Below are 24191 nucleotides of genomic sequence, written 5' to 3'. Positions count from 1 at the left end.
TCCCTCTCCTGCTTAATCATTTTATTTATTTAAAATTTAGGTTTTCTATTGTCTATTTTTTAAATTTATAAATTATTTTTATTTTAAAATTTCAATTATCATATTTTCCTATATTTATGGGAGGATTAATTATTATCTAAAAATTATTTTAAACCTTAAAACCAATTATATTTTTATTCTACTCATAGATATAAATCATTATGAGAATAATATGACAATTTATAAATCTATTTTGGCTTTAAATTTGGTTCTAAGCAGCTACGGTTTTTCAGTTTGCAAAGTCCTGTTCTCCCACGGGACTTTGCCCCTACTTTTTTCAGCGTCATGCAGCGGTGTGACAAAAGTAGTCTGGGTTAAGCGTTTGGCTTAGCCCCTTTATCTCTGTGCTGCAATGGTTTATTACTTTAAATCAGCGCAAAAGATTAAAGTCTGTTGTGGCACAGAGGCCTAAAGTTGTTTGGTTAATTGAGCTTATATTTAGATTTAATAAATTCAAATAATTCTTTAAAAAGAGGATGCCATTCTTCTGTTGGAGGACTCAAAAAAGAGTGCCAGAAAAACTCGAAAGTTAATCCATTATCATCTTCACAAAAATGTGACCATTTATCTTTTAAAGCCTCATGTGTACTACACACAAAAACATGCCAATCAGGCCCTGCCTCTGAAGGAATATGTTTACCTAGGTATGAATGAATTTGAGCACTCTTTATTCCAGATTCTTCATAAAGCTCACGTAAAGCGGCATGTTCTAACTGTTCTTGATGCTCCACAGTGCCTTTAACGATTTGAACTCCTGCTAACGGATGTCTAAATACTAAAATCTCCAAGTTATTATTAATTTTCCTAAATACCACAGGAACCACTTTTTCTATTAAAGTCATAATCATTTTCTTCTTTAAATTTAAGTGGATATTATAAAACTTAGTAAAATCTCATCAACTTTATAATCAATCAAGCTATTCTGTGCTTACATTAAATTTTTGAACATTTATTAGAATGAACTATACATGGGATGAATTTGAGCAAAGACTCATTACCTATAGAGATGTAACTATTGATCTTGCAAGAATATTAGATGCGTATGAACTTCGAATAAAAGAACTTATTCAAAGAATTCAATTATTAACTTATGAGGATTCTCTACTTATATTTAATCAGTTATATGAGATACAGGCTCATTTAGCTACTGCCAAATTTCGGTATGACCTCGAATTAAGCGAAGCTTTAGATATATTTGTTTATCATTTTGATAGAGATGACAAAGAGCTTATAAGCCAATATTGGTATAAAGAATTTAAGAAAAACAAAGATATTCTTTGGCCTTTACCTCAAAATGAATAATGGCTTGTACGTTTTAACCTACAAACTTTTAGGGATTTTGCGGATTGGCGACTTACCGCTTTTTTCCTATGATGAGTTCATACAGGAACAGGATGTTCCGGAACACAAAACAACAATAATAGGTTCAAGCACCAGGAGCGTGAGATACGACAGGAGTCATATCTAGCAACCAAATACGAAAAAGCTCGACAGGATGTCGGGCTTTTTTTATGTCTGAATATTAGGAGATTTTAGGGGTTAAAAATCTCAGGTAGACTCTCTGCAAGAATTTTAGGAATGTTGTTTGGATAAACAATCTCGTCCGTTTGTCTTAGTTCATCAAGCGTCCACCAACGGCTTTTACTAATCACAAGCTTTTCTTGTTCAGTCCAGTTTGCTGTATTCACTTCTTCATTTTTAATAAAGACAATAAAAAGCCTTTCATCAGAAATCACCATTTCCGCACTCGGTAACATCATTTCAAAATTGCGTTTTGCAACATGAGTACCTACATTTTGCCTAACCACACCTAACTCTTCATAAAGTTCTCGGCAAGCTGCTTGCTCGAAGGTTTCCCCTTCTTCTAGTCCTCCGCCTACGGTTGCCCAATGGGATTGTCCAGCTAAGGCGTCATTTGTATGAGTGAATTGAAATAATAGAATTTGATGATTTTCATTAATAACTAATAGTCTTGAAGATTTTCTAATACGCATTTGATTTTTTCTTGAAGCAACAAGATAGCTATTATTCATATTCACTTTGAAAAGTTAAATCATTTCGCTATGTACGTTTTTTCCTACAAGCTTTTAAGGATTTTGCGGATTGGCGACACCCCTCTTTTTTCCTAATATGAACTCATACAGGAACAGGATGTTCCAGAACATAAAACAACAATAATAGGTTCAAGCACCAGGAGCGTGAGATACGACAGGAGTCATATCTAGTACCCAAATACGAAAAAGCCCAACAGGATGTTGGGCTTTTTTTATGGTCATTTAAAAATGATATTAAAGCTAACCTATAGCGGACTATGTGCCTGTTCTTGCTTTTTATGACGTATCCAACGTATTGCCAAAATAACAGCAATAACCACCACAATCGCAACAAGCGCAGGAACTAACAAAGCTGAAACCGAAAGTAAGATTGCCCCAATCCACTCCCCTGTAGCAACAACAAAATTTCCTAAACCGCCTGTGGTTGCAGTTGAAACACCACGTGCAGCGACTGTACTCATTTGCACCACACCTGCCGTACCACCGCCCACAATAATCGCTGCCGCCCAACCTGCGAACTGTGACATTTCACCACTACTCACGGCCATGGTCGTTAACGTACCTGCGATCATGGCCGCAGGAGTCGCGACTGTGTCTAAGGCATTATCGACCCAAGGAATATAATAAGCGGCAACTTCACAGACTGTTGCCACAGCTAAAGCCAAGCAAACCGATGGCAGAGCTAACCATTCAAAACCCTTCGATGGCTCAAACCATCCCATCATTGTTGCAATGCTCATGACCAACAATGGCACAAACACCCGAAAACCGCAGGCAGCGCTCAGCCCCACGCCAATACATAAACCTAATATAGTTTCCATAACGGTTTCCTTTTTCATGCCCATCGCGGGTCTTGTTATGTAAGTCTTATTTTAAACTAACAAAAAGCCCCATCGGGTGACAGGGCTTTTTGTTAAATGCGAACGCAAATATTATTTTATTCTTAACGTTTAAACTCAGTGCAATAGCATTTAGTGCATGGTGGTAAACGATCTGTATTAATTTCTAAAAACACTCTCTGGCCACATTGAGCGCAGAAATAGAAGCCTGTTCCGGGTTTTTCGCCAGCTGTTACCATGATTGCATTCCTATAATCGTATAGATATTAAACAGGAATATAACCCACTTAAAGTGAATGTCAATTGTCCATTTCGCCCGATGATGATGGCATAAATGCAAAAAATGTTATTTGTACGATTTATCTTACAAACTTTTAGGGATTTTGCGGATTGGCGACACCTTTCTTTTTTCCTATGATGAGTTCATACAGGAACAGGAAGTTCCGGAACACAAAACAACAATAATAGGTTCATGCATCAGGATCGTGAGATACGACAGGAGTCATATCTAGCAACCAAATACGAAAAAGCCCAACAGGATGTTGGGCTTTTTTTATATGATAATTTTTATATTAAAATAATTCATTTTAACTGGAATCAATTTAATTAAATAAGATCTGACATCTGCACAAATTTAGGAACATCATTAAATATAAATTTAACTTAAGTATTTGACTTAGAAATAAAATTGAATAGTATTTATAGTAATTTATCTAGAGTTTTAAGTATGGCTCTTATTGAAATACCAACAATTAAAAGTGATGAAGCCGGATTCGATTGTATTTTAAAAATATTTCACGAGGTTACTGAGGATCCTGTAGACTATTTTTTATTTACTTTTAAACACTGTTCAAAGCTTTCACATAATGGAATAGTTTTACTTGGAGGTTTAAGTAGATATATTGCTTATCAAAAATTAACAAGTGCTGAGCTACTTCATAAGAAAATTCCTTATATTGGTTGTAAATTTTTAGTTGATAGCATGTCATCCGTTGTATCAAACAACTTAATTGGAAACAATTTTTTAAGTTACTTCTCTCCAACCAACACAAAAGAGCAGCCCTACCCCAAAGGAGAATATATTGGTTATAGGGAACATGATATAACCCTAGACGATGGGGCTTTAGCTGAACACTTAGAGAGTGAATGGCTATCTGATGATAAATTAAAGTTAAGTGAAAAATTAAAACAAGCAATTATTAGTAGAATTCTTGAAATATTTATGAATGCTTATGGCCATGGAGTATCTAAACAATCTAATCCCCGATTAAAAATTTATAGTTGCGGCGAATACGACAAAAAAAATAAAAAACTTCATATAAGTGTCTTAGATTTTGGTCCTGGTATTGTTCATAATGTAATGAAGTGTACGAATATTAAAGATGATATAGAAGCAATGAGCTGGGCACTGAAACAGGGTAATTCAACAAATACTGATAGTTCAAATTACAATCTAGCGAGAGGGTTAGGATTTGAGTTGTTAAGACAATTTGTTACAGTAAACAAAGGTGAATTACGAATTTACAGCAATAGAGTTAAAGTATGTACGGACCAACATGGTGAATATAAAGTTTCGCATCTTACAGAGCATTTTCCTGGCACCTTTGTAAGTATTACAATAAATTGTGATGGAAACAATTATTGTTTTTCTTCTGAACAGCCACAAAAAAACTCTTTTTATCAGTAAATTATTAGGATTAAGAATGAATACGATAAAAGTGTACGACCTAACTGGTAGAAATGCTATTTCCATGCAAAAAGGAGATAAGGTTTATCAAATTTTGATTCAAAACATTCAAAATAATGAAAATACTCTTTTAGATTTTCAAGATGTTTCTTTATTTGCATCTCCATTTTTTAATGCTGCTATTGGGCATCTGCTTAAGGATATAACTCTTGATCAGTTATTGACTTACATACGACCAATAAATTTGAATGAAACAGGCAAAGAACTTCTTAATCTAGTTATATCGAATGCCCTTAGCTTCTATTCAGAAAGAGAAAATAAGAGTGAGTAAAATAGCTGAAATTTTTGATATATCTCGTACTACCCCAGATCAAGAAGATAAATATTTTTTAGATACAAATGTATGGTATTGGCTTACTTATTGCGGTTCAAAACAATTCTACAGTACAAGAAGACCCGCTCCTTATCAGCTTAGAAACTACCCCACTTTTGTAGAAAAGATACAGGATGAGGGAGCAAAAATTTTTCACTGCCCACTTACTTACACTGAATTAGCCAATATTATTGAAACTGCTGAATATGAGGAATATTTAAGTAAAAATTCTGGAATAGCAAAAATAACAAAAAAAGATTTTAGAAACCTTCCAAAAGAACGCGAAAATGTAGTTAAAGAAATTGATACAGCGTGGAAAGCTATAAGTTCAATGTCACAATGTTTAAAATTAGAAATTGATAATGATACTATCAACGCTACACATAACTTTTTATCTACATCGGTTCTCGATTCTTATGATGCTCTTTTTATTCACTTTATGAAGGCACATAATATAACGATGCTTGTTTCAGATGATATAGATATGGCTTCTGCCGAAATAGATCAATTTTTCACAGCAAATAGAAAAGTTTTAGTAAAATAATTTTAGTTTTTGTAGAGTGCTACTAATATTTTGATACTAGTAGCACGAACTAAATTTTAAGCCACTTGGCCTTCTAAAAAGTCTTGCGCAAAACGCTGTAATACACCGCCCGCTTCATATACAGAAACTTCTTCTTCTGTATCTAAACGGCAAGTCACAGGTACTTCAAGAATCTCTTCTTTACCATCCGCTGTAGCACGTTCAATCACTAAAGTTAAAGTCGAACGCGGCGCAATATTACCAATCACGCTATAAAGCTCTGTACCATCTAGTTTTAAAGTTTTGCGGTTTACACCCGGTTTAAACTCAAGTGGTAACACGCCCATACCCACCAAGTTGGTACGGTGAATACGTTCAAAACCTTCTGCCACAATCGCTTCAACACCTGCAAGGCGTACACCTTTTGCAGCCCAGTCACGGCTTGAACCCTGACCGTAGTCAGCACCCGCAATAATGATTAACGGTTGCTTACGGTTCATGTAGGTTTCAATCGCTTCCCACATACGCATCACTTCGCCTTCTGGCTCTACACGCGCTTTCGAACCTTGCTTAATGGTACCGTCTGAACGAACCACCATTTCGTTATAAAGTTTCGGGTTGGCAAATGTTGCACGTTGTGCAGTCAAATGGTCACCACGGTGCGTTGCATATGAGTTGAAGTCTTCTTCTGGTACGCCCATTTTGTGAAGGTATTCACCCGCAGCCGAGTCCATCAAAATCGCGTTTGAAGGCGACAAATGGTCGGTCGTGATGTTGTCACCTAAAATCGCAAGCGGACGCATGTTCGCCAAAGTACGTGGTGCAGCCAACGCCCCTTCCCAATATGGTGGACGGCGGATATAAGTACTTTGCGGACGCCAGTCATAAAGCGGACTTTCGGCCTCTACGGTTACGCCTAAGTCAAACATTGGAATGTAGACTTTACGGAACTGTTCAGGCTTCACAGCTTCTTTAACTAACGCATCAATTTCAGCATCAGATGGCCAGATGTCTTTCAGGTAAATCGGGTTACCTTCTTTGTCATGACCTAAAGCATCTTTTTCGATATCAAAACGAATCGTACCCGCAATTGCATAGGCCACAACAAGCGGTGGAGATGCCAAGAACGCTTGTTTTGCATATGGATGGATACGGCCATCGAAGTTACGGTTACCAGACAGTACTGCTGTTGCGTACAAGTCACGGTCAATAATTTCTTGTTGAATGACTGGATCTAACACACCCGACATACCGTTACACGTTGTACAAGCATAAGCCACAATACCAAAACCAAGTTGCTCTAAGTCTTTTAGAACACCTGCTTCTTCAAGGTAAAGTGCAGCCGCTTTTGAACCCGGTGCAAATGATGATTTCACCCAAGGTTTACGAACTAAACCAAGTTCATTTGCTTTACGCGCCAACAAACCTGCCGCCACGGTGTTACGTGGGTTAGAAGTGTTAGTACATGAAGTAATTGCAGCAATAATGATTGCGCCATCTGGCATTAAGCCGTCAGAACGGTTTTCAACAACGCCTGCAATGCCTTTTTCTTTTAAGTCCGCAGTTGAAACGCGTGCATGTGGGTTTGATGGACCAGCAATGTTACGGGTTACTTTTGATAGATCAAAACGAAGTACGCGTGGGTACTCTGCTTTGGTCATGTCAGATGCCCAAAGGCCGATTTCTTTTGCGTACTGTTCAACCAATGCCACTTGAGCATCTTCACGGCCAGTGAGGCGTAAGTAGTCGATTGTGTTTTGGTCGATGTAGAACATCGCAGCCGTAGCGCCATATTCTGGTGTCATGTTCGAAATGGTTGCGCGGTCGCCTACAGACATGCTGTCAGCACCTTCACCAAAGAACTCAAGGTAAGCACCCACTACACGCTCTTTACGCAAGAACTCTGTTAGAGCAAGTACGATATCTGTTGCAGTAATACCTGCCTGCCGCTGACCTACAAACTCAACACCAATAATGTCTGGTAGACGCATCCAAGATGCACGGCCTAACATTACGTTTTCAGCTTCTAAGCCACCAACACCCACAGAAATTACGCCCAAAGCGTCTGTATGTGGTGTGTGCGAGTCTGTACCTACGCATGTGTCTGGGAATGCTACGCCATCACGCGCCTGAATGACCGGAGACATTTTCTCTAGGTTAATCTGGTGCATAATGCCGTTCCCCGCAGGGATCACATCGACATTTTTAAATGCAGTTTTGGTCCACTCAATAAAGTGGAAACGGTCTTCGTTACGGCGGTCTTCAACAGCACGGTTTTTTGCAAAAGCGTCTGGGTCAGCACCACCGTATTCCACTGCTAAAGAGTGGTCGACAATGAGCTGTGTTGGCACAACTGGGTTGACTTTAGATGGGTCACCGCCTTTGTCGGCAATCGCATCACGTAAACCTGCAAGGTCAACCAAAGCTGTTTGACCCAAGATGTCATGACACACCACGCGCGCAGGATACCAAGGAAAGTCTAAGTCCTGACGGCGTTCAATCAACTGTGTTAAATAAGCTGTTAAGTTCTCGGCATCGGCACGGCGTACCAATTGCTCTGCGAGTACTTTTGAGGTGTAAGGCAGTTTTTCATATGCGCCTGGCTGAATATCTTCAACGGCTTGACGCACGTCGTAATATTCAAGCTGGGTACCTGCCAGCGGTTTACGGTATTTTGTGTTCATTAACCACGCTCCGCCAATGGTTTAAATTCGAGATTTTCAGGGCCTGTGTAGTTCGCGCTTGGACGAATGATCTTGCCGTCTTGACGTTGTTCAATCACGTGTGCTGACCAGCCTGCTGTACGTGCAATCACGAACAATGGTGTGAACATTGCAGTTGGAACGCCCATTAAGTGATAACTCACCGCACTGAACCAGTCGAGGTTCGGGAACATGTTTTTCACTTCTTTCATCACTGCTTCTAAACGTTCAGCAATGAGGTACATTTTTGTGTTTTCTTGCGCTTCTGCTAAGTCGTGCGCCACTTTCTTGATCACTTCGTTACGTGGGTCAGAAACTGTATAGACAGGGTGACCAAAACCGATCACGACTTCTTTATTTTCAACACGTTTACGGATGTCAGCTTCTGCTTCGTCTGCGTTGTCGTAACGTTGTTGAATGACGAATGCAACTTCGTTTGCACCACCGTGTTTAGGTCCACGAAGCGCACCAATACCGCCAGTAATTGCCGAGTACATGTCAGAGCCTGTACCTGCAACCACACGTGACGTAAATGTTGATGCGTTGAACTCGTGCTCAGCATACAAAATCAGAGATGTATGCATTGCTTGAATCCATTCTTCAGATGGTTTTTCGCCATGAAGTAAATGTAAGAAATGCGCTGCAATTGAGTCGTCATCTGTTTCAACTTCAATACGACGACCGTTGTTGCTGAAGTGGTACCAATAAAGCAACATTGAACCTAGGCTTGCCATTAATTTATCAGCAATGTCTTTTGCGCCAGCTTCGTTGTGGTCTTCGTGTTCTGGTGTTAAACAACCTAGCACTGAAACACCTGTACGCATGACATCCATCGGGTGTGCAGATGGAGGAAGTTGTTCAAGTGCAGTTTTAAGTGCTGCTGGTAAGCCACGAAGTGCTTTTAATTTTGCTTTATATGCTTTGAGTTCAGCTTTGTTTGGTAGTTTGCCATGTACAAGCAAGTGAGCAACTTCTTCAAACTGGCTACCTGCTGCAAGGTCAAGAATGTCATAGCCACGATAGTGCAAGTCGTTACCGCTACGTCCTACGGTACACAGTGCTGTGTTTCCTGCAACTTGTCCGCTAAGTGCAACTGATTTTTTTGGTTTGAAGCCTGTTGTTGTTTCATTTGAGCTCATAAGATCGTCCTTTCCTATCTATTTAAATTATTTGGGAAACACGGCATATGTACCGTGTTTTACTTCTTATTTCTTTTTAGCAAATGCGTTGTCTAAGTAGTCTTCAAACGCATAGTAGTTAATACGTTCATATAACTCTTTACGCGTTTGCATAATATCAACCACGTTCTTTTGCGTGCCTTCTTTACGCAAGGTTTCATACACAGTTTCGGCTGCTTTGTTCATGGCACGGAAAGCAGAAAGCGGATAAAGCGCAAGGCTTACATCGGCAGATGCTAACTCTTCAGTAGTAAACAGTGGTGTAGAACCGAACTCGGTAATGTTTGCCAAAATTGGTGCGCCAGTCTTCTGAGCAAATTGCTTGTACATATCAAGCTCGGTAATTGCTTCAGGGAACAACATGTCTGCGCCCGCTTCGATGTAGGCACCCGCACGGTCAATTGCAGCTTGTAAGCCATCTACTGCCAATGCATCGGTACGTGCCATAATCACGAAGCTGTCATCACCACGCGCATCAACCGCAGCTTTAATACGGTCAACCATTTCTTCTTGAGTCACAATGGCTTTGTTCGGACGGTGACCACAACGTTTTGCGCCCACTTGGTCTTCAATGTGCATTGCCGCAGCACCAAACTTAATCAGTGCTTTTGTCGTACGAGCAATGTTAAATGCTGAAGCACCAAAACCTGTGTCGGCATCGACCAATAATGGCAGATCACATACATCAGTAATACGGCGTACGTCTGTCAACACATCATCAAGGTTACTAATTCCCAAATCAGGTAAGCCTAAAGAACCAGCGGCTACACCACCACCTGATAAGTAAATCGCTTTATAACCTGCACGTTTTGCCAAAAGTGCATGATTGGCGTTGATGGTTCCAACCACTTGTAATGGCTTTTCTTGGGCTACTGCATCGCGAAATAGCTGACCTGCGGATTGTTTAGCCATTGTTATGTTCTCCTTGTGCTTGTAGCAGTGTTTGCTCAATAATTTTGTAAGAAGCATTGATATGTCGATGCATGAGCAGTTCGGCAAGTTCACCATCGCCTTCTGCAATTGCATCTAAAATACGGATGTGTTCGTCCCAAGCTTTGCTCGGTCGATCGGGTGTGTTTGAAAATTGAATTCGGTACATGCGGATGAGGTGATAAAGCTCATCACATAGCATTTTTTCTAGGGTTTTATTGCCACTACTTTTGATAATGCAGTAGTGAAAATCGTCCTGCCCTTCTTGCAAATAATATCCTTTACCTGCTTTAAAGTTTTCATCTTCGGCATGCATACGTAAGACATCACGTAGCGCCAAGATTTGCTTTTTATCAATATGCTGTGCAGCAAGTTTGCAAGCCAAACCCTCTAAAGACGCACGAATTTGGTAAAGCTCTTTAAACTGTTGCAGTGAGAGCGAAACCACACGTGCACCCACATGAGCAGTTCGCTCAACCAAACGTTGCCCTTCAAGGCGATGAATTGCTTCACGCAAAGGCCCACGGCTAATGCCATAAGTACGCGCCAGTTCAGGTTCAGAAATTTTGCTACCTGCCGGGATTTGACCCAAAACAATCGCCGTCTGTATTTGTTTAAATACATTCTCGGTCAGTGTTCTTCCCTGACTTTGTAGTGGCTCTGGTGCGAAGGTCAAATCTTGCATATTGTCGACAATTTTTAATCAATTATGAGTTTTATAGCGGTATGAATGAAAAAAATCAAGGTGATTGTTGACACTTTACAGAACGCATCAGGTCAATTTTTATCGTTAGACCTGTTATCTCATCTTATATTTAAACCATTAAACCACTTGCCAATTAGTATTTATAAAACAGTTGTTTAATATTATTTTACCTATAGATTTATGGCACTTTTTTAGCTGCTTTTCGACCGCTAATCTTTTGTTTCAAACTTTAGTCTACAACCAATGTATTACAGCAAGATTGTAGACAATCTGCTTGAATGAAAGCATGAGTTATAAATTAGTATCTATTTACCGTAATTTCTTTTAAATCTTTTTATCATTTTCATCCAGAAAATATCGATATTAGTGAAATTATCAGGTGCTTCACGGTAGCTTTATTGATACATTATTGAACATCGACATAGTTGTGGCGTATTTTTCGAGACAGAAAAAACCGAGCACTATGCATATTGTTGAATGAAAGGACTTTTTTGATGTTTCAACATATCCCCCCATACGCAGGCGATCCAATTCTCTCTTTAATGGAACAGTTCAACGCTGATACTCGTTCTGGAAAAGTAAACTTGAGTATTGGTCTTTATTATAACGAAGACAGTATTGTTCCTCAGTTAGAGACCATTATTGAAGCGCAAAAGCGTATCGAGCCTAAAAACGGTAAAACCAAGCTTTATTTGCCAATGGAAGGCTTCAAACCTTACCGTGAAGCAATTCAAGCACTTTTATTTGGTGCAAACAGCCCAGCAGTTAAAGCTGGTCGTGCTGTAACCATCCAAACGCTTGGTGGTTCAGGTGCATTGAAAGTTGGTGCTGACTTCTTAAAAACTTATTTCCCAAATTCAGACGTTTGGGTAAGCCAACCAACTTGGGATAACCACGTTGCGATTTTCAATGGCGCTGGCATCAAGACTCATTTCTACCCATATTTCGATAACGAAACACGTGGTGTAGATTTTGACGGTATGCTTTCTACACTTAAAACTTTGCCTGAGCAAAGCATTGTGTTATTGCACCCATGCTGCCACAACCCAACGGGTGCTGACTTAAACCCAGCGCAATGGGATCAAGTAATTGCAGTATTAAAAGACCGTAACCTTATTCCATTCCTAGATATCGCTTACCAAGGTTTTGGTGACGGTATGGAAGAAGATGCGTATGCAATCCGTGCTTTAGACCAAGCGGGTCTAAACTTCATTGTGAGCAACTCGTTCTCTAAAATCTTCTCTTTATATGGCGAGCGCGTTGGCGGCTTAACTTTCGTTTGTGACGATGCAGAAGCTGCTCAGTGCACATTCGGTCAGTTAAAAGCGACTGTACGCCGTATTTACTCTAGCCCTCCTACAACAGGCGCTTGGTTAGTTGATGAAGTGTTAAATGACGCTGAACTTAACCAACAATGGCAAGGTGAAGTGAAAGAGATGCGTGAGCGTATTATTAAAATGCGTAGCATCTTGAAAGATGAACTTACTAAAGCGTTACCAGACCGTGACTTTAGCTACCTTGTAAACCAAAAAGGTATGTTCAGCTACACAGGTTTAACTGCTGAACAAGTGGATATCTTGCGTGAAGAATATGCAATTTACTTAGTACGTAGTGGCCGTATTTGTGTTGCTGGTTTAAACATGAACAATGTTTACACTGTTGCTAAAGCAGTTGCAGAAGTGCTTGCTAAATCAGTAGAAGCAGCATAAGACACCTACTAAAAAAGGCGCTTCGGCGCCTTTTTTATGTCTCGATATTAAGATTTAGCTTTGCCCCAATATTTCAGTTTTGAGGTATGTCCAATCCCCACATTAAAGCTATTGGTTGGGTCGAGTTTTTGATAGAAATTGGCCAATGCAGGTTTGGCAATGTAAAGATGCCCAACATTATGCTCTGCTGGATATTCAGCACGGCGCGAGTCTAACAACTTCCACATTTGATATTCCATTTCTAAAGGGTCATGGCCCTTTTTAAGAATATAGTCCTGATGAAATACATGACAAAAGAAATGCCCATAATAGAGTTTATGGAGAATTTTATTTTCCATCTCGGCTGGGAGTTGCTCTACCCATTCGCGGTCATTACGACGTAACGCAATATCAAGCGCGACAATATCTTCAACTTCACTACGGTGTGTATCACGATAACGAATTGCCGCCCCTGCAATCGCAAAACGGTGTAAGAACGCTTTTCGTCCTTCCTCTTCACTACATACGAAATAGCTACCTGACTGATGCACTGCAAAATATTCTTTTAAAAATTGCTCGGTTTGAGCTTTTGAATTATTTTCGACACGTAGCACTAAATGGTGCTCATAACGATCTCGATATTCGGTCATACGCTTAGGCAAATGACTCGCTAAAAAGAACGTAATCGCCTGTAAAATATGATCCGTTAAGCCTTTAATTTTAAATCTTTCCAAAAAGCCATCGACTTTATCTTTCATGGCGAAGGCTTTTGGAACATTGGCTGTACCAAATTTCTCAATAAATAGGAAGGTGTCTTTTCCGTACTTTTCACCAATCAAATAAGCATCTCGGTGAATATATTCACCTGCAATTGGCAAACTTGGCAATGAGGTCAGTAAATAACGACGAATCGCTGTTAAATCATCGGCATCATTCGTACCAATATAAAAAACATTACTTTCTACTTTTTCATAAGTATCAAGACGTACCGCAAACACACAGACTTTACCTGCCGAACCCGATGCCTCAAACAAACGTGACGGGTCTGCATTAAAACGAGCAGGTGTATCTTCATCAACTTGAGTCACATCGTGGGCATAACGATGGTCAGATGCCTGTTTTTCACTATCATCTAAAATATCTAAGGGTTGGTATTGCTGTTTCTCTAAACGAGTCAAAATTTCTTCAGGAGTCGAACCTAAATTCACCCCTAAGTGGTTCACCAGTTCTAACTGTCCAGCAACATTCACCTGAGCATATAACGCCAGTTCAGTATACGCAGGACCACGGCGCACCAATGCACCGCCCGAGTTATTACACACCCCGCCAAGTACCGATGCTCCAATACACGATGAACCAATTACTGAATGTGGTTCACGGTCGTAGCCTTTTAAAATTTGTTCTAAATTGTCTAAGGTCGCGCCGGGTAAACAAATCACTTGCTTACCGTCATGAATGACTTGTATGCCTTTTAAACGGCGCGTACTCATGACCAACACTGGGCGGTCATAATCATCACCATATGGGGTTGAACCACCGGTCAATCCCGTATTGGCCGCCTGCATAATGACAATACAGTCTGCGTCAATTGCAGCTTGGAGCACCTGCCATTGTTCTAGCAATGTGCCCGGCACCACCACAGCCAGCACTTTCCCCTCACCAAAACGACGACCTTGGCGGTACTGACGCGTGCTTTGGTCATCGGTCAAAACATAAGAACGCCCCACAATATTTTGTAAGCGTTCGATCACTGCTTGAGGAGAAAATGTTTGCATGATGGTTTCCTTTTGGTCATCCATTTATCAAATTAGACCAACACGACGGCATCTTACCGTTTGTAATTTATAATTTAATTAGCTCATTCTCTAATTCGAATCAGCCCTATATTTACTATCGCGGTTGGCGGCAGGGATGCCGCCGTTTCGATGCGGTAGCAAGGACGTACCATCATCGAAACAAAGGTTTTTGGTTACTTTTTTAAAAAAGTAAAGTCAATTAGCTACTTCCATTGAACTTTTTCCGATACGACTCCGTCGTGCCAATATCATCAAAGTTAATACGAAAATATTAGAGCTTCATCGCCTGTACTAAACAATCCGCATTAATATCCGAAATCGACTTAGCACCCGTGAGCGTCATCGCAACTCGCATTTCCTTATCAATCAAATCAAGCAAGTTCGACACCCCTTGCCCACCTGCTGCTGCCAAGGCATAAACAAACGCACGGCCAAGTAAAACCGTATCGGCACCAAGTGCCAACATACGCACTACATCTAAACCATTACGAATGCCTGAGTCAGCCAAAATTGCCAAATCACCTTTTACCGCATCAGCAATTGCAGGTAAGGCACGAGCAGAAGACATCACACCATCTAACTGACGACCACCGTGATTCGACACCACAATACCATTTGCACCAAAACGCACAGCATCTTTGGCATCTTCAGGGTCTAAAATACCTTTAATTACCATTGGACCATCCCAGAACTCACGTATCCACTCAAGGTCTTTCCATGAAATTGATGGGTCAAAGTTCGAGCCTAACCAGCCAATATAGTCTTCAAGCCCAGTCGGTTTACCTAAATATTTAGAGATATTACCCAAGTCATGCGGACGACCCATTAAGCCGACATTCCACGACCAATGTGGATGGAACATCGACTGCATATAACGACGCATTGCAGCATTTGGCCCACTCATACCCGAATGGGCATCACGGTAACGCGCCCCTGGCACAGGCATATCTACGGTAAACACCAGTGTTGAACAACCCGCCGCTTTTGCACGTTCCAAAGCATTACGCATAAAACCACGGTCACGTAATACATAAAGCTGGAACCACATCGGACGGTTAATTGCAGGTGCAACTTCTTCAATCGGACAAACAGAAACCGTTGAAAGCGTAAATGGAATACCTTTTTTATCGGCTGCCATCGCGGCCTGCACTTCACCTCGGCGTGCATACATACCCGTTAAACCGACAGGCGCCAAAGCAACTGGCATCGACAATGTTTCATTAAATAGTTTTGTCTCTAAACTTAACGCTGACATGTCATTGAGCACACGTTGACGCAATGCAATTTCTGACAAATCTTGTACGTTACGCTTTAAGGTATATTCCGAATACGCTCCACCATCAATGTAATGAAATAAAAATGGGGGTAAGCGACGTTGTGCCGCAGCACGATAATCATTGCCAGAAGAAATAATCATTTTGAATCAACTCTATTTAAACGATTTGCACGTTTCTGGCGAGCTTCGTCTTCATCCAGAGAACGCACATGATTAATCACAAATTCAATATGACCGCAGACAGCTTGGCGTGCGGCCTCGGGATCTTTACGATCAATAGCATCCATCACCTGAAAATGCTGCTCGCTCAGCAAGTCACCATTGACGGGATCGTTATAAACTTTTTTACGCCCTAACAAGACGTTGTATTGCAGCAAATCAAACAAGCTACGCATCATTTGAATCAGCACCACATTGTGAGATGCTTCAGCAATTGCTAAGTGGAATTCAGCATCTGCCACAGCAGCCTGTGCTGAGTCACCTGCATTTTGATGGCGACTAATTTCATTAAAATAATGACGGATTTTGGCGCGATCTTCAGGCGTTGAGCGCAATGCGGCATACCATGCCGTGCCACCTTCAAGTAATAACCGCGCCTCTTGCACATCAAAACGGTAAAGCGGATCTTCTTCAATCAAGTTACTAATTGGGTTCACAATCAGTTGCTGTGGCCACTGTTCAGGTAACTGCTGAATATAAGTCCCATCGCCACGGCGGCTACTGAGTACACCTTGACTATTAAGCTGCTGAATTGCTTCACGCAAAGACGGACGAGAAACCCCTAAGCTAGTTGCAAGCTGGCGCTCAGCAGGCAAACGGTCACCTTTTTTCATGTGCCGCTCTTCAATTAATGCCTGCAATTTCATGACCACTTGATCGGAGATTCTCATCGCGTTTCCTTCACTGGAGTTATGGAATCATCCACGGAACCAGATAAGCCTGAACCGTAATAATGATGCCAACAAAGACAGTGAATATGATGCTATGTTTTACCGTGAAACGGAACAAGTCAGATTCTTTTCCAACTAAGCCTACTGCTGCACACGCAATCGCAATTGACTGTGGAGAAATCATCTTACCTGTCACACCACCACTGGTATTGGCAGCCACAAGCAATACTTCTGGAATACCAATTTGCTGCGCTGTGGTTGCCTGTAATGCCGAGAACAAAGCATTTGAAGATGTATCTGAGCCCGTAAGGAACACACCCAGCCAGCCCAAAAATGGCGAGAAGAAAGTAAACGCATGACCTGTATGCGATAGAGCCAAAGCTAAAGTTGCAGATAAACCTGAATAGTTCGCAATAAAAGCAAATGCCAACACCATACCAATCGAGTAAATCGGTGTTTTTAACTCATTGATTGTTTCACCAAAAGTCGTTACTGCCTCACTTGCTTTCATTTTCAAGAAAATAGCAGTGATGATTGCAGCAATAAAAATTGCAGTACCTGTTGCAGAGAACCAGTCAAACTTATAAATCGCTTCGTATGGCTTCATTTCTGCCACAATAGGTGGCATTTTTTCGACCAATTTATGCAAGTACGGCACTTCAAGTTTAAAAATCCAGTGCTCAAGAGCACCATCTTTTGCAAATAATGCTTTAAATGGCTTAACACTCCAGATGGTTACCATCACCGTTAAGATTGCAAATGGAGACCACGCCTTAGCAATTTTCCCAATACTGTAACGTTGAACCGTTGTAGGTTGCTGAATTAGAGTTTGGCCAGCTTCAGGTTCAAAGCGGAAAATATGTTTTGGTTTCCAGAAACGGAACAACACAGTCAGGCTGACCAATGAAGCAATTGCAGCAGTAATGTCTGGTAATTCAGGGCCAATAAAGTTAGATGTAAGATATTGGGCAATCGCAAAAGCGCCACCACCCACTAATACAGCAGGCCAAGTTTCTTTAACACCACGCCAGCCATCCATAATAGCCATGATCCAGAACAGTACGATCAGCGTTAAAAATGGCAACTGACGACCCACCATCTGGCTAATTTCCATGGTGTCTACACCTGACACCTGCCCCGCCACAATAATTGGAATACCCATCGCACCAAAAGCAACTGGCGCTGTATTTACAATCAAGCATAAACCAGCAGCGTAAAGTGGCTTAAAGCCTAAACCTACAAGGAGTGCAGCGGTAATTGCCACAGGAGCACCAAAACCCGCAGCCCCTTCAAGGAAAGTACCAAATGCAAAACCAACGAGTAACATTTGCAGACGTTGGTCTTCGGTAATTGACAAAATGCTTGAGCGGATAACTTCAAACTGGCCTGTTTTTACCGAAATCTTGTATAGAAAAACTGCCCCAATAATGATCCATGAAATTGGCCATAGACCGTAGAAGAAACCATAAATGATTGATGCAAAGGCCATTTGACCCGGCATTTGATAGAAAAAGAGAGCAATCAATAATGCAATAATGACTGTGCCCGTACCCGCGATACTGCCTTTTAAACGAAAAACAGCCAACGCCAAAAAGAAGAAAATAATCGGGATTAATGCAACCGCGCTGGACAGCCAAATATTATTTAAAGGGTCATAAAGTTGTTGCCACATATTGAGCATTGTCATCTCCTTGAAATGCCAGGGCGAATTTTTGTACCTTAAATTCTTAAACATTTAACACAATTGGTATTACCAATTAAAAATTAAGTGCAAATGTTGTTCCTTAAACCACAGATCGCATCATAAACACAGATATTGGTAAGATCAATCATTAAATTAACACCATAATTGGTATGACCAATATGGTTGAATAAAATCAAGCTATTTCTAATTTATAAATTTATTTATTAGACTAAAGTCGTAAAAATCTTTCTTATAAATTTAGATATGAACTACCGAAATGAAGTGAAAAATTTGAATATAAAAACTATAAACATACCTGTTTCATGATCTATGTATAATGTGCACACAACTCAAACCACATGTATTGAATTGAATAATGACTACTTTAACGTGTTTTAAAGCTTATGATATCCGAGGCAAACTCGGCACCGAATTGAATGAAGAAATCGCTTATAAAATTGGCCGCGCTTACGGACAAATCTATAAACCCAAGACTGTAGTTGTAGGTTGTGATATTCGTCTAAGCAGTGAAGATTTAAAACAAGCGACCATCCGTGGTTTAAATGATGCGGGTGTTAATGTTCTTGATTTGGGCATGACGGGTACTGAAGAAGTTTACTTCGCCGCTTTCCATTTAGATGTACAAGGTGGTATCGAAGTTACTGCGAGCCATAACCCAATGGACTATAACGGCATGAAATTAGTTCGAGAAAATGCTCGTCCAATTAGTGCCGATACTGGTTTAAAAGAAATTCAGGCTTTAGCCGAAACCAAGAACTTTGAAGAAGTTAGCCAAAAAGGTACAACTCAAAGTTATAACATTTTGCCTGAGTTCATTGATCACTTAATCACCTACATTGAACCTGCAAAAATCCGCCCACTTAAGTTAGTGGTAAACGCGGGTAATGGTGCAGCTGGTCACGTGATTAATGCAATCGAAGAAAAATTTAAAGCGCTTAACGTACCAGTTGAATTTATTAAAATTCACCACGAGGCAGATGGTACTTTCCCAAATGGGATTCCTAACCCAATTCTAATTGAAAACCGTGACAGTACTCGAAATGCTGTACTTGAGCATAAAGCGGATATGGGAATTGCATGGGATGGTGACTTTGATCGCTGTTTCTTGTTTGATGAAAAAGGTCAGTTCATTGAAGGCTACTATATTGTTGGTCTATTAGCTCAAGCTTTCTTGATTAAACAGTCGGGTGAAAAAATTGTGCATGACCCACGTTTAGTGTGGAACACATTTGATATCGTAGATGAATACAAAGGTGTTGCTGTACAGTCAAAATCTGGACATGCATTCATTAAAGACGTTATGCGTGAACACAATGCTGTATATGGCGGTGAAATGAGTGCCCATCACTATTTCCGTGACTTTGCTTACTGCGATAGCGGCATGATTCCTTGGTTACTCACTGTTGCCCTACTCTCTGAAACAGGACAAACACTTTCAACACTCGTTGAAAACATGATTACTAAGTTCCCATGCAGTGGTGAAATCAACTTTAAAGTAGCCGATACACAAATCACTATTCAAAAGATTTTCGATTTCTATGCTGATCAAAATCCACAAATTGACCGTACTGATGGTGTAAGTCTAGACTTTGGTGCATGGCGCTTTAATGTCCGTGCTTCAAACACAGAGCCTTTACTACGCCTCAATATTGAAAGCCGTGCAGATCGTCAAGCTCAGCCAATGCAGCATTATGTAGATGAATTGACTGGGTTGATTCAGAACTAATTCATAATAAAAAAGGAGCTATGAGCTCCTTTTTTATTAGTATTTAATTATATCCATTAGGATTTTGCTTCTGCCAGTTCCAACTATCTTTGAGCATATCTTCTAAGCCATATTGCGGTTGCCAACCCAACTCAGCAACTGCACGGCTATTGTCTGCAAAAGAAGTTGCAACATCACCAGCTCGACGTGCTACAAACTCAAAAGCTACAGGTATGCCATTAACTTGTTCAAAGGTATTTTTAACTTGCAAAACAGATGAACCATTGCCTGTACCGATATTCCATGCTCGGCAACCTTTCGTCTGTAAACGGTTATTTAAAGCACACAAATGTGCATTCGCTAAGTCAACCACATGAATATAGTCACGTATACCAGTACCATCTACCGTGTCATAGTCATTACCATAAATAGATAATTTCTCACGGCGGCCAACAGCAACTTGAGTCACATAAGGCATTAAATTATTTGGAATACCTTGTGGATCTTCACCAATACGGCCACTCTTATGTGCACCTACAGGATTAAAATAACGAAGTAATGCGATTGACCACTCTGGATTAGACGCCGACAACTTTTGCAATAATTGCTCAACAATCAACTTAGTATAGCCATAGTTGTTACTCGGCATACCTGTTGGCATTTTTTCATTTAAAGGCGATATATTGTCTTCATCGTATACAGCAGCGGAAGAGCTAAACACCAGTGTATAAACCTTAGCTTTTGCCATCGATTTAACCAGTTGAATGCTACCCGCAATATTATTATCAAAATAAATAAGCGGTTTTTCTTGGCTTTCACCTACCGCTTTTAAACCTGCGAAGTGAATAACAGCATCAATTGAATGATTTTCGAAAACACGATCAAGTTCATCCGCATTACGGATATCACCCTGCACAAAAATTAAACTTTTTTGAGTGATATCTTGAATTCTATTTAAAGATTCTTCTGAGCTATTCGAAAGATTATCAAAAACAATGACTTCATATCCTGCATCTAATAACTCGATACAAGTATGGGAACCTATATAACCGGCCCCTCCAGTGACTAGAATTTTAGCCATCTACCTTTCCTAACAATATTTTAATTAACCCCCGAGTCGAGGCATCAAGTGTTGAAAAATCACTTTGAATACCATTTAAAATCGGAAGTAACTGATCAGCAATCTGTTTACCTTTTTCAACACCCCATTGATCAAACGGGTTAATATTCCAAATTACAGACTGCACAAAAACTTTATGCTCATATAAAGCAATCAACATTCCCAAACTATATGGATTCAACTCTTTCAATAATAAGGTTGAACTCGGTTGGTTACCTTCATATTGCTTATAAATTGGTAAATTCTCTAATTCAGCTGGGTCTAGAGCTTCATTACCAAAGGCCAATAATCTTGATTGCGCTAAACAGTTTGAAAGTGCAAGATGATGTTGTTCAACGAGAGCTTCTGCATTTTCAACATAGGTAAAATGATCTGCGTTATAACGTTGTATAGGGGCAATAAAATCACAACTTACTGCTTGAGTCCCTTGATGTAACAACTGATAGAAAGCATGTTGAGCATTTGGTCCTACTTCACCCCACACGATTGGGCAAGTATCTAATTCGACTTTTTGACCATCACGTTGCACCGATTTTCCATTAGATTCCATTTCAAGCTGTTGCAAATAAGCTGCGAAATACTTCAATCGGCCATCATAAGGTAATACGGCATGAGTTTGGATATTAAGAAAATTATTATTCCAAACTCCCAATAATCCCATTAACACAGGAATATTTTGCTCATAATTCGTATTTTGAAAATGTTCATCTATTATATGAGCGCCAGCCAAAAGTTGTTGGAACCCTTCAACACCAATCGTTAGAGCAATAGGCAATCCAATACATGACCATAATGAATAACGACCACCTACCCAATCCCAAAGCAATAACTGATTTTCTGGAGCAATCCCCCATTCGGTCATTTTATCTGCTTTTGTTGATACACCGACAAAATGACTTTTTAAAACTCGAGCATGTGTTCCCAAGGTTTTTTCAAGCCACTGACGTACCGTTTGAGCATTTGATAAGGTATCAATCGTTCCAAAAGATTTTGAAGAAATAATAAATAGTGTTGTTTCTGGACGAAGTTGATGGAGTAATTCTGATAACTGACTACCATCGATTGTCGATACAAAATGAATATTTAAGGGCTTCGCCGTTTTCACTTTAAAATCTGACAATGCATGGGTTACCATTTGTGGTCCTAAATCAGACCCTCCTACTCCAATATTCACGACATCTTGAATTACTTCACCTGTTGCACCACGATATTGGCCAGCGTGGATTTTTTCCACTAAGGCATACATACGTTGCAACTGACTATGGACTTGTGCCGTTAATTCTGGAAACTTTGAATAGTCAGCTGGCAAGCGCAGTGCCCAATGCATTGCTGCACGTTGCTCTGTACAGTTTACTTTGTCTTGTGAAAAAAGATGTTCAATCCATTGATTTAATTGTTTAGTTTTTGCTAGAGCAGTCAATTGTTCCAAAATGTTTTTAGTAACACGATGCTTACTATAATCAAAAACTAATGGATCAAATTTTATAGAATATTGTTGAAAGCGATCTGGTTCTGAAGCGAACAATTCTTTTATCTGTAATTTGGAATTTTTCTCACCTAAAGATTGCAATTTTAATAAAGGCGAAACTAATTCCTTAGGAAATTTCTCGATAGATTTACTCATAGACGACCTACTCCTTCATAAGCAAAGCCCTTAGCCTTTACATATGCCGGGTCATAAATATTACGCCCATCCAAAATTAAAGGATGCTGCATCATCTGTTGTAACTGCTTAAAATCTGGGCTCCAGTACTGTTTCCAGGCGGTAACCAAGCATAAGGCATGTGCGCCTTGAGCAGCTTCATATTGATCCGTGCAAAGGACTAAATTTTCACGATCACCGTATGTAACAGCAATTTCATCTAATGCTTGAGGATCATGCAAACGTACCGTTACACCTTGCGCCCATAAGGCAGCTAATAAAATATGAATTGGCGAGTTATGTATGCTTGAGGTATTTTCTTTGAAAGATGCACCCCAAATAGCCACAGTTTTACCATTCAAATTACAATGATAATAATTCCATAGCTTACGAAATAAAATTTCTTTTTGTTGTTCGTTAATCGCCCAAACCTGCTCTAAAAGACGACTTTTCACCCCAGTTTCAGAAACAGTACTTGAAAGCGTTAAAATATCATGCGAAAAATTTTCACCGCCAAAACCGACTCCAGCTGATAAATAAGCCGCTCCAATACGTGTATCAGCCGCAATACCATGTTTTACATTAGCAATATCAATACCGAGTTTCTCTGCCACCATAGCTAAGTCATTCATATAACTAATGCGGGTCGCCAACATGCCAGAAATACTAAGCTTGGTAAATTCAGCGTCCAAGATCGGCATAAATAAGTATTGATAACTAAAGCGGAAAAATGGGCGTAATAACTCTTGCATGGTATCACGCGCATGATTGGACTCAACACCAACAATGACATGTTTTACATGCAATACACTATTAATAGCATTCCCTTCTTGAATTACATCCGGAAAATAGACCCACTCGTCTTTTGGTAAATATTGTTTTAACTGATCAGTTCCATGTAAGCCAAACGTAGAACCATTTACCATTAATCTAGGGTGAACGATAGGACGTTGGCTTAGCTTCTCAACTGTATTTAAAGCAAGCTGAATTTGTGTAGGACTAAAACAGAATAAATAAACTTCAACATCAAGTGGAATAGTAGAAAAAGGACTTTCTTGTAGAAAGCCCGATTTTCTTTGTTTATTCAAATAATTATTAACTTCTTGATCTTGATAAGAAAGTACAGAAATATTTTCTTCGCAGGTGACACTTGTGCACCAATAAATCTGATTGCCATATTCAGCTAGTAATGCTGCCATTACACCAGCGTGTAAGGTGGTTCCAAACACTGCGATTTTCATTGCACACCTGATTTTTTAATATTCTATAGATTTCTCTTCCCATTAAGGGAAGAGAATATATTGACTGTTTATTATATTCAGCAGTTTTTACAAATGC

General features: G+C 40.0%; 22 protein-coding genes and 1 pseudogene. 8 read left to right on the top strand and 15 right to left on the bottom strand.

What is annotated here, in order from left to right; genetic code table 11:
* Positions 1-264 precede the first annotated feature (264 nt).
* Positions 265-357 (top strand): annotated as a pseudogene (locus tag F886_RS20700) (hypothetical protein); the annotation flags it as partial.
* A gap of 104 nt (positions 358-461) precedes the next feature.
* Here the strand turns inward: F886_RS20700 and F886_RS17745 are convergent.
* Entirely contained in the window at positions 462-881 is a 420-nt protein-coding gene (locus F886_RS17745; RefSeq protein WP_005309039.1) for an NUDIX hydrolase, read from the bottom strand.
* Between the two features lie 115 nt (positions 882-996).
* On the opposite strand from F886_RS17745, the gene F886_RS17740 reads away from it, so the two are divergent.
* On the top strand, positions 997-1341 hold the full coding sequence (locus F886_RS17740) for a hypothetical protein (protein WP_005309037.1): 345 nt from the start codon (positions 997-999) through the stop codon (positions 1339-1341).
* A gap of 230 nt (positions 1342-1571) precedes the next feature.
* On the opposite strand, the gene F886_RS17735 is transcribed toward F886_RS17740, so the two are convergent.
* From F886_RS17735 to F886_RS20465, 3 genes are all read right to left on the bottom strand, one after another.
* Positions 1572-2072 (bottom strand): NUDIX hydrolase, encoded by a 501-nt coding sequence (locus tag F886_RS17735; RefSeq protein ID WP_005309036.1) that lies wholly within the window; start codon positions 2070-2072, stop codon positions 1572-1574.
* Between the two features lie 266 nt (positions 2073-2338).
* Positions 2339-2914: a DUF4126 domain-containing protein gene (locus tag F886_RS17730; RefSeq protein ID WP_005309035.1), complete on the bottom strand. Its 576-nt coding sequence runs from the start codon at positions 2912-2914 to the stop codon at positions 2339-2341.
* Positions 2915-3036: 122 nt separating this feature from the next.
* Positions 3037-3171: a zinc ribbon-containing protein gene (locus tag F886_RS20465; protein WP_004640417.1), complete on the bottom strand. Its 135-nt coding sequence runs from the start codon at positions 3169-3171 to the stop codon at positions 3037-3039.
* A gap of 488 nt (positions 3172-3659) precedes the next feature.
* On the opposite strand from F886_RS20465, the gene F886_RS17725 reads away from it, so the two are divergent.
* Genes F886_RS17725 through F886_RS17715 form a run of 3 tightly spaced genes read left to right on the top strand, consistent with a single transcriptional unit; the run spans position 3660 to position 5536 of the window.
* A complete protein-coding gene (locus F886_RS17725) occupies positions 3660-4619 on the top strand; it encodes a hypothetical protein (RefSeq protein WP_005309033.1) in 960 nt (319 codons plus the stop codon).
* 16 nt (positions 4620-4635) lie between these two features.
* Positions 4636-4950, top strand: coding sequence for an STAS-like domain-containing protein (locus F886_RS17720; RefSeq protein ID WP_005309029.1), 315 nt, complete (start codon positions 4636-4638; stop codon positions 4948-4950).
* On the top strand, positions 4943-5536 hold the full coding sequence (locus tag F886_RS17715; RefSeq protein WP_034591552.1) for a PIN domain-containing protein: 594 nt from the start codon (positions 4943-4945) through the stop codon (positions 5534-5536). The genes F886_RS17720 and F886_RS17715 overlap by 8 nt, the downstream gene beginning before the upstream one ends.
* A gap of 56 nt (positions 5537-5592) precedes the next feature.
* Here F886_RS17715 and acnD read toward each other — a convergent pair whose 3' ends face one another.
* From acnD to F886_RS17695, 4 genes are all read right to left on the bottom strand, one after another.
* Complete coding sequence (acnD, locus tag F886_RS17710; RefSeq protein ID WP_005309024.1) at positions 5593-8199, bottom strand: Fe/S-dependent 2-methylisocitrate dehydratase AcnD; 2607 nt, start codon at positions 8197-8199, stop codon at positions 5593-5595.
* A complete protein-coding gene (gene prpC / locus F886_RS17705) occupies positions 8199-9356 on the bottom strand; it encodes a bifunctional 2-methylcitrate synthase/citrate synthase (RefSeq protein WP_004795430.1) in 1158 nt (385 codons plus the stop codon). Before prpC ends, acnD begins: the two co-directional genes overlap by 1 nt.
* A gap of 66 nt (positions 9357-9422) precedes the next feature.
* Positions 9423-10307, bottom strand: coding sequence for a methylisocitrate lyase (gene prpB, locus F886_RS17700; protein ID WP_004706036.1), 885 nt, complete (start codon positions 10305-10307; stop codon positions 9423-9425).
* Positions 10300-11010 carry a GntR family transcriptional regulator gene (locus F886_RS17695; protein ID WP_001153627.1) on the bottom strand — a complete coding sequence of 237 codons (711 nt, stop codon included), beginning with the start codon at positions 11008-11010 and terminating at the stop codon, positions 10300-10302. Before F886_RS17695 ends, prpB begins: the two co-directional genes overlap by 8 nt.
* Before the next feature lie 45 nt (positions 11011-11055).
* Here F886_RS17695 and F886_RS20095 point away from each other — a divergent pair, with 45 nt between their 5' ends.
* Positions 11056-11190 (top strand): hypothetical protein, encoded by a 135-nt coding sequence (locus tag F886_RS20095; protein ID WP_081402311.1) that lies wholly within the window; start codon positions 11056-11058, stop codon positions 11188-11190.
* 335 nt (positions 11191-11525) lie between these two features.
* Positions 11526-12740 carry an amino acid aminotransferase gene (locus tag F886_RS17690; RefSeq protein WP_005309021.1) on the top strand — a complete coding sequence of 405 codons (1215 nt, stop codon included), beginning with the start codon at positions 11526-11528 and terminating at the stop codon, positions 12738-12740.
* 47 nt (positions 12741-12787) lie between these two features.
* On the opposite strand, the gene dld is transcribed toward F886_RS17690, so the two are convergent.
* The 4 genes from dld to lldP all read right to left on the bottom strand — a co-directional run bounded on the left by dld (position 12788) and on the right by lldP (position 18368).
* On the bottom strand, positions 12788-14494 hold the full coding sequence (gene dld / locus F886_RS17685; protein ID WP_005309020.1) for a D-lactate dehydrogenase: 1707 nt from the start codon (positions 14492-14494) through the stop codon (positions 12788-12790).
* Positions 14495-14786: 292 nt separating this feature from the next.
* Positions 14787-15932, bottom strand: coding sequence for an FMN-dependent L-lactate dehydrogenase LldD (lldD, locus tag F886_RS17680; protein ID WP_005309015.1), 1146 nt, complete (start codon positions 15930-15932; stop codon positions 14787-14789).
* Positions 15929-16681, bottom strand: coding sequence for a transcriptional regulator LldR (gene lldR, locus F886_RS17675; protein WP_005309013.1), 753 nt, complete (start codon positions 16679-16681; stop codon positions 15929-15931). Before lldR ends, lldD begins: the two co-directional genes overlap by 4 nt.
* A 19-nt stretch (positions 16682-16700) precedes the next feature.
* Complete coding sequence (lldP, locus tag F886_RS17670; RefSeq protein WP_171067784.1) at positions 16701-18368, bottom strand: L-lactate permease; 1668 nt, start codon at positions 18366-18368, stop codon at positions 16701-16703.
* Between the two features lie 373 nt (positions 18369-18741).
* On the opposite strand from lldP, the gene F886_RS17665 reads away from it, so the two are divergent.
* Positions 18742-20112, top strand: coding sequence for a phosphohexomutase domain-containing protein (locus F886_RS17665; protein WP_005309008.1), 1371 nt, complete (start codon positions 18742-18744; stop codon positions 20110-20112).
* Positions 20113-20155: 43 nt separating this feature from the next.
* On the opposite strand, the gene galE is transcribed toward F886_RS17665, so the two are convergent.
* The 3 genes from galE to F886_RS17650 are packed head-to-tail and all read right to left on the bottom strand — an operon-like array spanning position 20156 to position 24094.
* A complete protein-coding gene (galE, locus tag F886_RS17660; protein WP_005309005.1) occupies positions 20156-21172 on the bottom strand; it encodes a UDP-glucose 4-epimerase GalE in 1017 nt (338 codons plus the stop codon).
* Positions 21165-22835, bottom strand: coding sequence for a glucose-6-phosphate isomerase (gene pgi / locus F886_RS17655; protein ID WP_005309002.1), 1671 nt, complete (start codon positions 22833-22835; stop codon positions 21165-21167). Before pgi ends, galE begins: the two co-directional genes overlap by 8 nt.
* Positions 22832-24094 (bottom strand): nucleotide sugar dehydrogenase, encoded by a 1263-nt coding sequence (locus F886_RS17650; RefSeq protein ID WP_005308999.1) that lies wholly within the window; start codon positions 24092-24094, stop codon positions 22832-22834. The genes pgi and F886_RS17650 overlap by 4 nt, the downstream gene beginning before the upstream one ends.
* Positions 24095-24191 lie beyond the last annotated feature (97 nt).

The sequence above is a fragment of the Acinetobacter sp. NIPH 542 genome (assembly GCF_000369825.1).
Taxonomy (GTDB): Bacteria; Pseudomonadota; Gammaproteobacteria; order Pseudomonadales; family Moraxellaceae; genus Acinetobacter; species Acinetobacter oleivorans.
The sequence above is the reverse complement of the archived record's forward strand: the minus strand, read 5'-3'. Positions and strand labels throughout refer to the sequence as shown.

Excerpts from the sequence above, each read along its gene's own strand:
- F886_RS17740 (WP_005309037.1), top strand. The coding sequence starts at position 997 with ATGAACTATACATGGGATGAATTTGAGCAAAGACTCATTACCTATAGA.
- F886_RS17665 (WP_005309008.1), top strand. The coding sequence starts at position 18,742 with ATGACTACTTTAACGTGTTTTAAAGCTTATGATATCCGAGGCAAACTC.
- F886_RS17745 (WP_005309039.1), bottom strand. The coding sequence starts at position 881 with ATGACTTTAATAGAAAAAGTGGTTCCTGTGGTATTTAGGAAAATTAAT.
- F886_RS17735 (WP_005309036.1), bottom strand. The coding sequence starts at position 2,072 with ATGAATAATAGCTATCTTGTTGCTTCAAGAAAAAATCAAATGCGTATT.
- lldR (WP_005309013.1), bottom strand. The coding sequence starts at position 16,681 with ATGAGAATCTCCGATCAAGTGGTCATGAAATTGCAGGCATTAATTGAA.
- F886_RS17730 (WP_005309035.1), bottom strand. The coding sequence starts at position 2,914 with ATGGAAACTATATTAGGTTTATGTATTGGCGTGGGGCTGAGCGCTGCC.
- F886_RS20095 (WP_081402311.1), top strand. The coding sequence starts at position 11,056 with ATGAAAAAAATCAAGGTGATTGTTGACACTTTACAGAACGCATCAGGT.
- lldP (WP_171067784.1), bottom strand. The coding sequence starts at position 18,368 with ATGACAATGCTCAATATGTGGCAACAACTTTATGACCCTTTAAATAAT.
- prpB (WP_004706036.1), bottom strand. The coding sequence starts at position 10,307 with ATGGCTAAACAATCCGCAGGTCAGCTATTTCGCGATGCAGTAGCCCAA.
- prpC (WP_004795430.1), bottom strand. The coding sequence starts at position 9,356 with ATGAGCTCAAATGAAACAACAACAGGCTTCAAACCAAAAAAATCAGTT.
- lldD (WP_005309015.1), bottom strand. The coding sequence starts at position 15,932 with ATGATTATTTCTTCTGGCAATGATTATCGTGCTGCGGCACAACGTCGC.
- galE (WP_005309005.1), bottom strand. The coding sequence starts at position 21,172 with ATGGCTAAAATTCTAGTCACTGGAGGGGCCGGTTATATAGGTTCCCAT.
- F886_RS17650 (WP_005308999.1), bottom strand. The coding sequence starts at position 24,094 with ATGAAAATCGCAGTGTTTGGAACCACCTTACACGCTGGTGTAATGGCA.
- F886_RS17720 (WP_005309029.1), top strand. The coding sequence starts at position 4,636 with ATGAATACGATAAAAGTGTACGACCTAACTGGTAGAAATGCTATTTCC.
- F886_RS17725 (WP_005309033.1), top strand. The coding sequence starts at position 3,660 with ATGGCTCTTATTGAAATACCAACAATTAAAAGTGATGAAGCCGGATTC.
- F886_RS17690 (WP_005309021.1), top strand. The coding sequence starts at position 11,526 with ATGTTTCAACATATCCCCCCATACGCAGGCGATCCAATTCTCTCTTTA.
- dld (WP_005309020.1), bottom strand. The coding sequence starts at position 14,494 with ATGCAAACATTTTCTCCTCAAGCAGTGATCGAACGCTTACAAAATATT.
- F886_RS20465 (WP_004640417.1), bottom strand. The coding sequence starts at position 3,171 with ATGGTAACAGCTGGCGAAAAACCCGGAACAGGCTTCTATTTCTGCGCT.
- F886_RS17695 (WP_001153627.1), bottom strand. The coding sequence starts at position 11,010 with ATGCAAGATTTGACCTTCGCACCAGAGCCACTACAAAGTCAGGGAAGA.
- pgi (WP_005309002.1), bottom strand. The coding sequence starts at position 22,835 with ATGAGTAAATCTATCGAGAAATTTCCTAAGGAATTAGTTTCGCCTTTA.
- acnD (WP_005309024.1), bottom strand. The coding sequence starts at position 8,199 with ATGAACACAAAATACCGTAAACCGCTGGCAGGTACCCAGCTTGAATAT.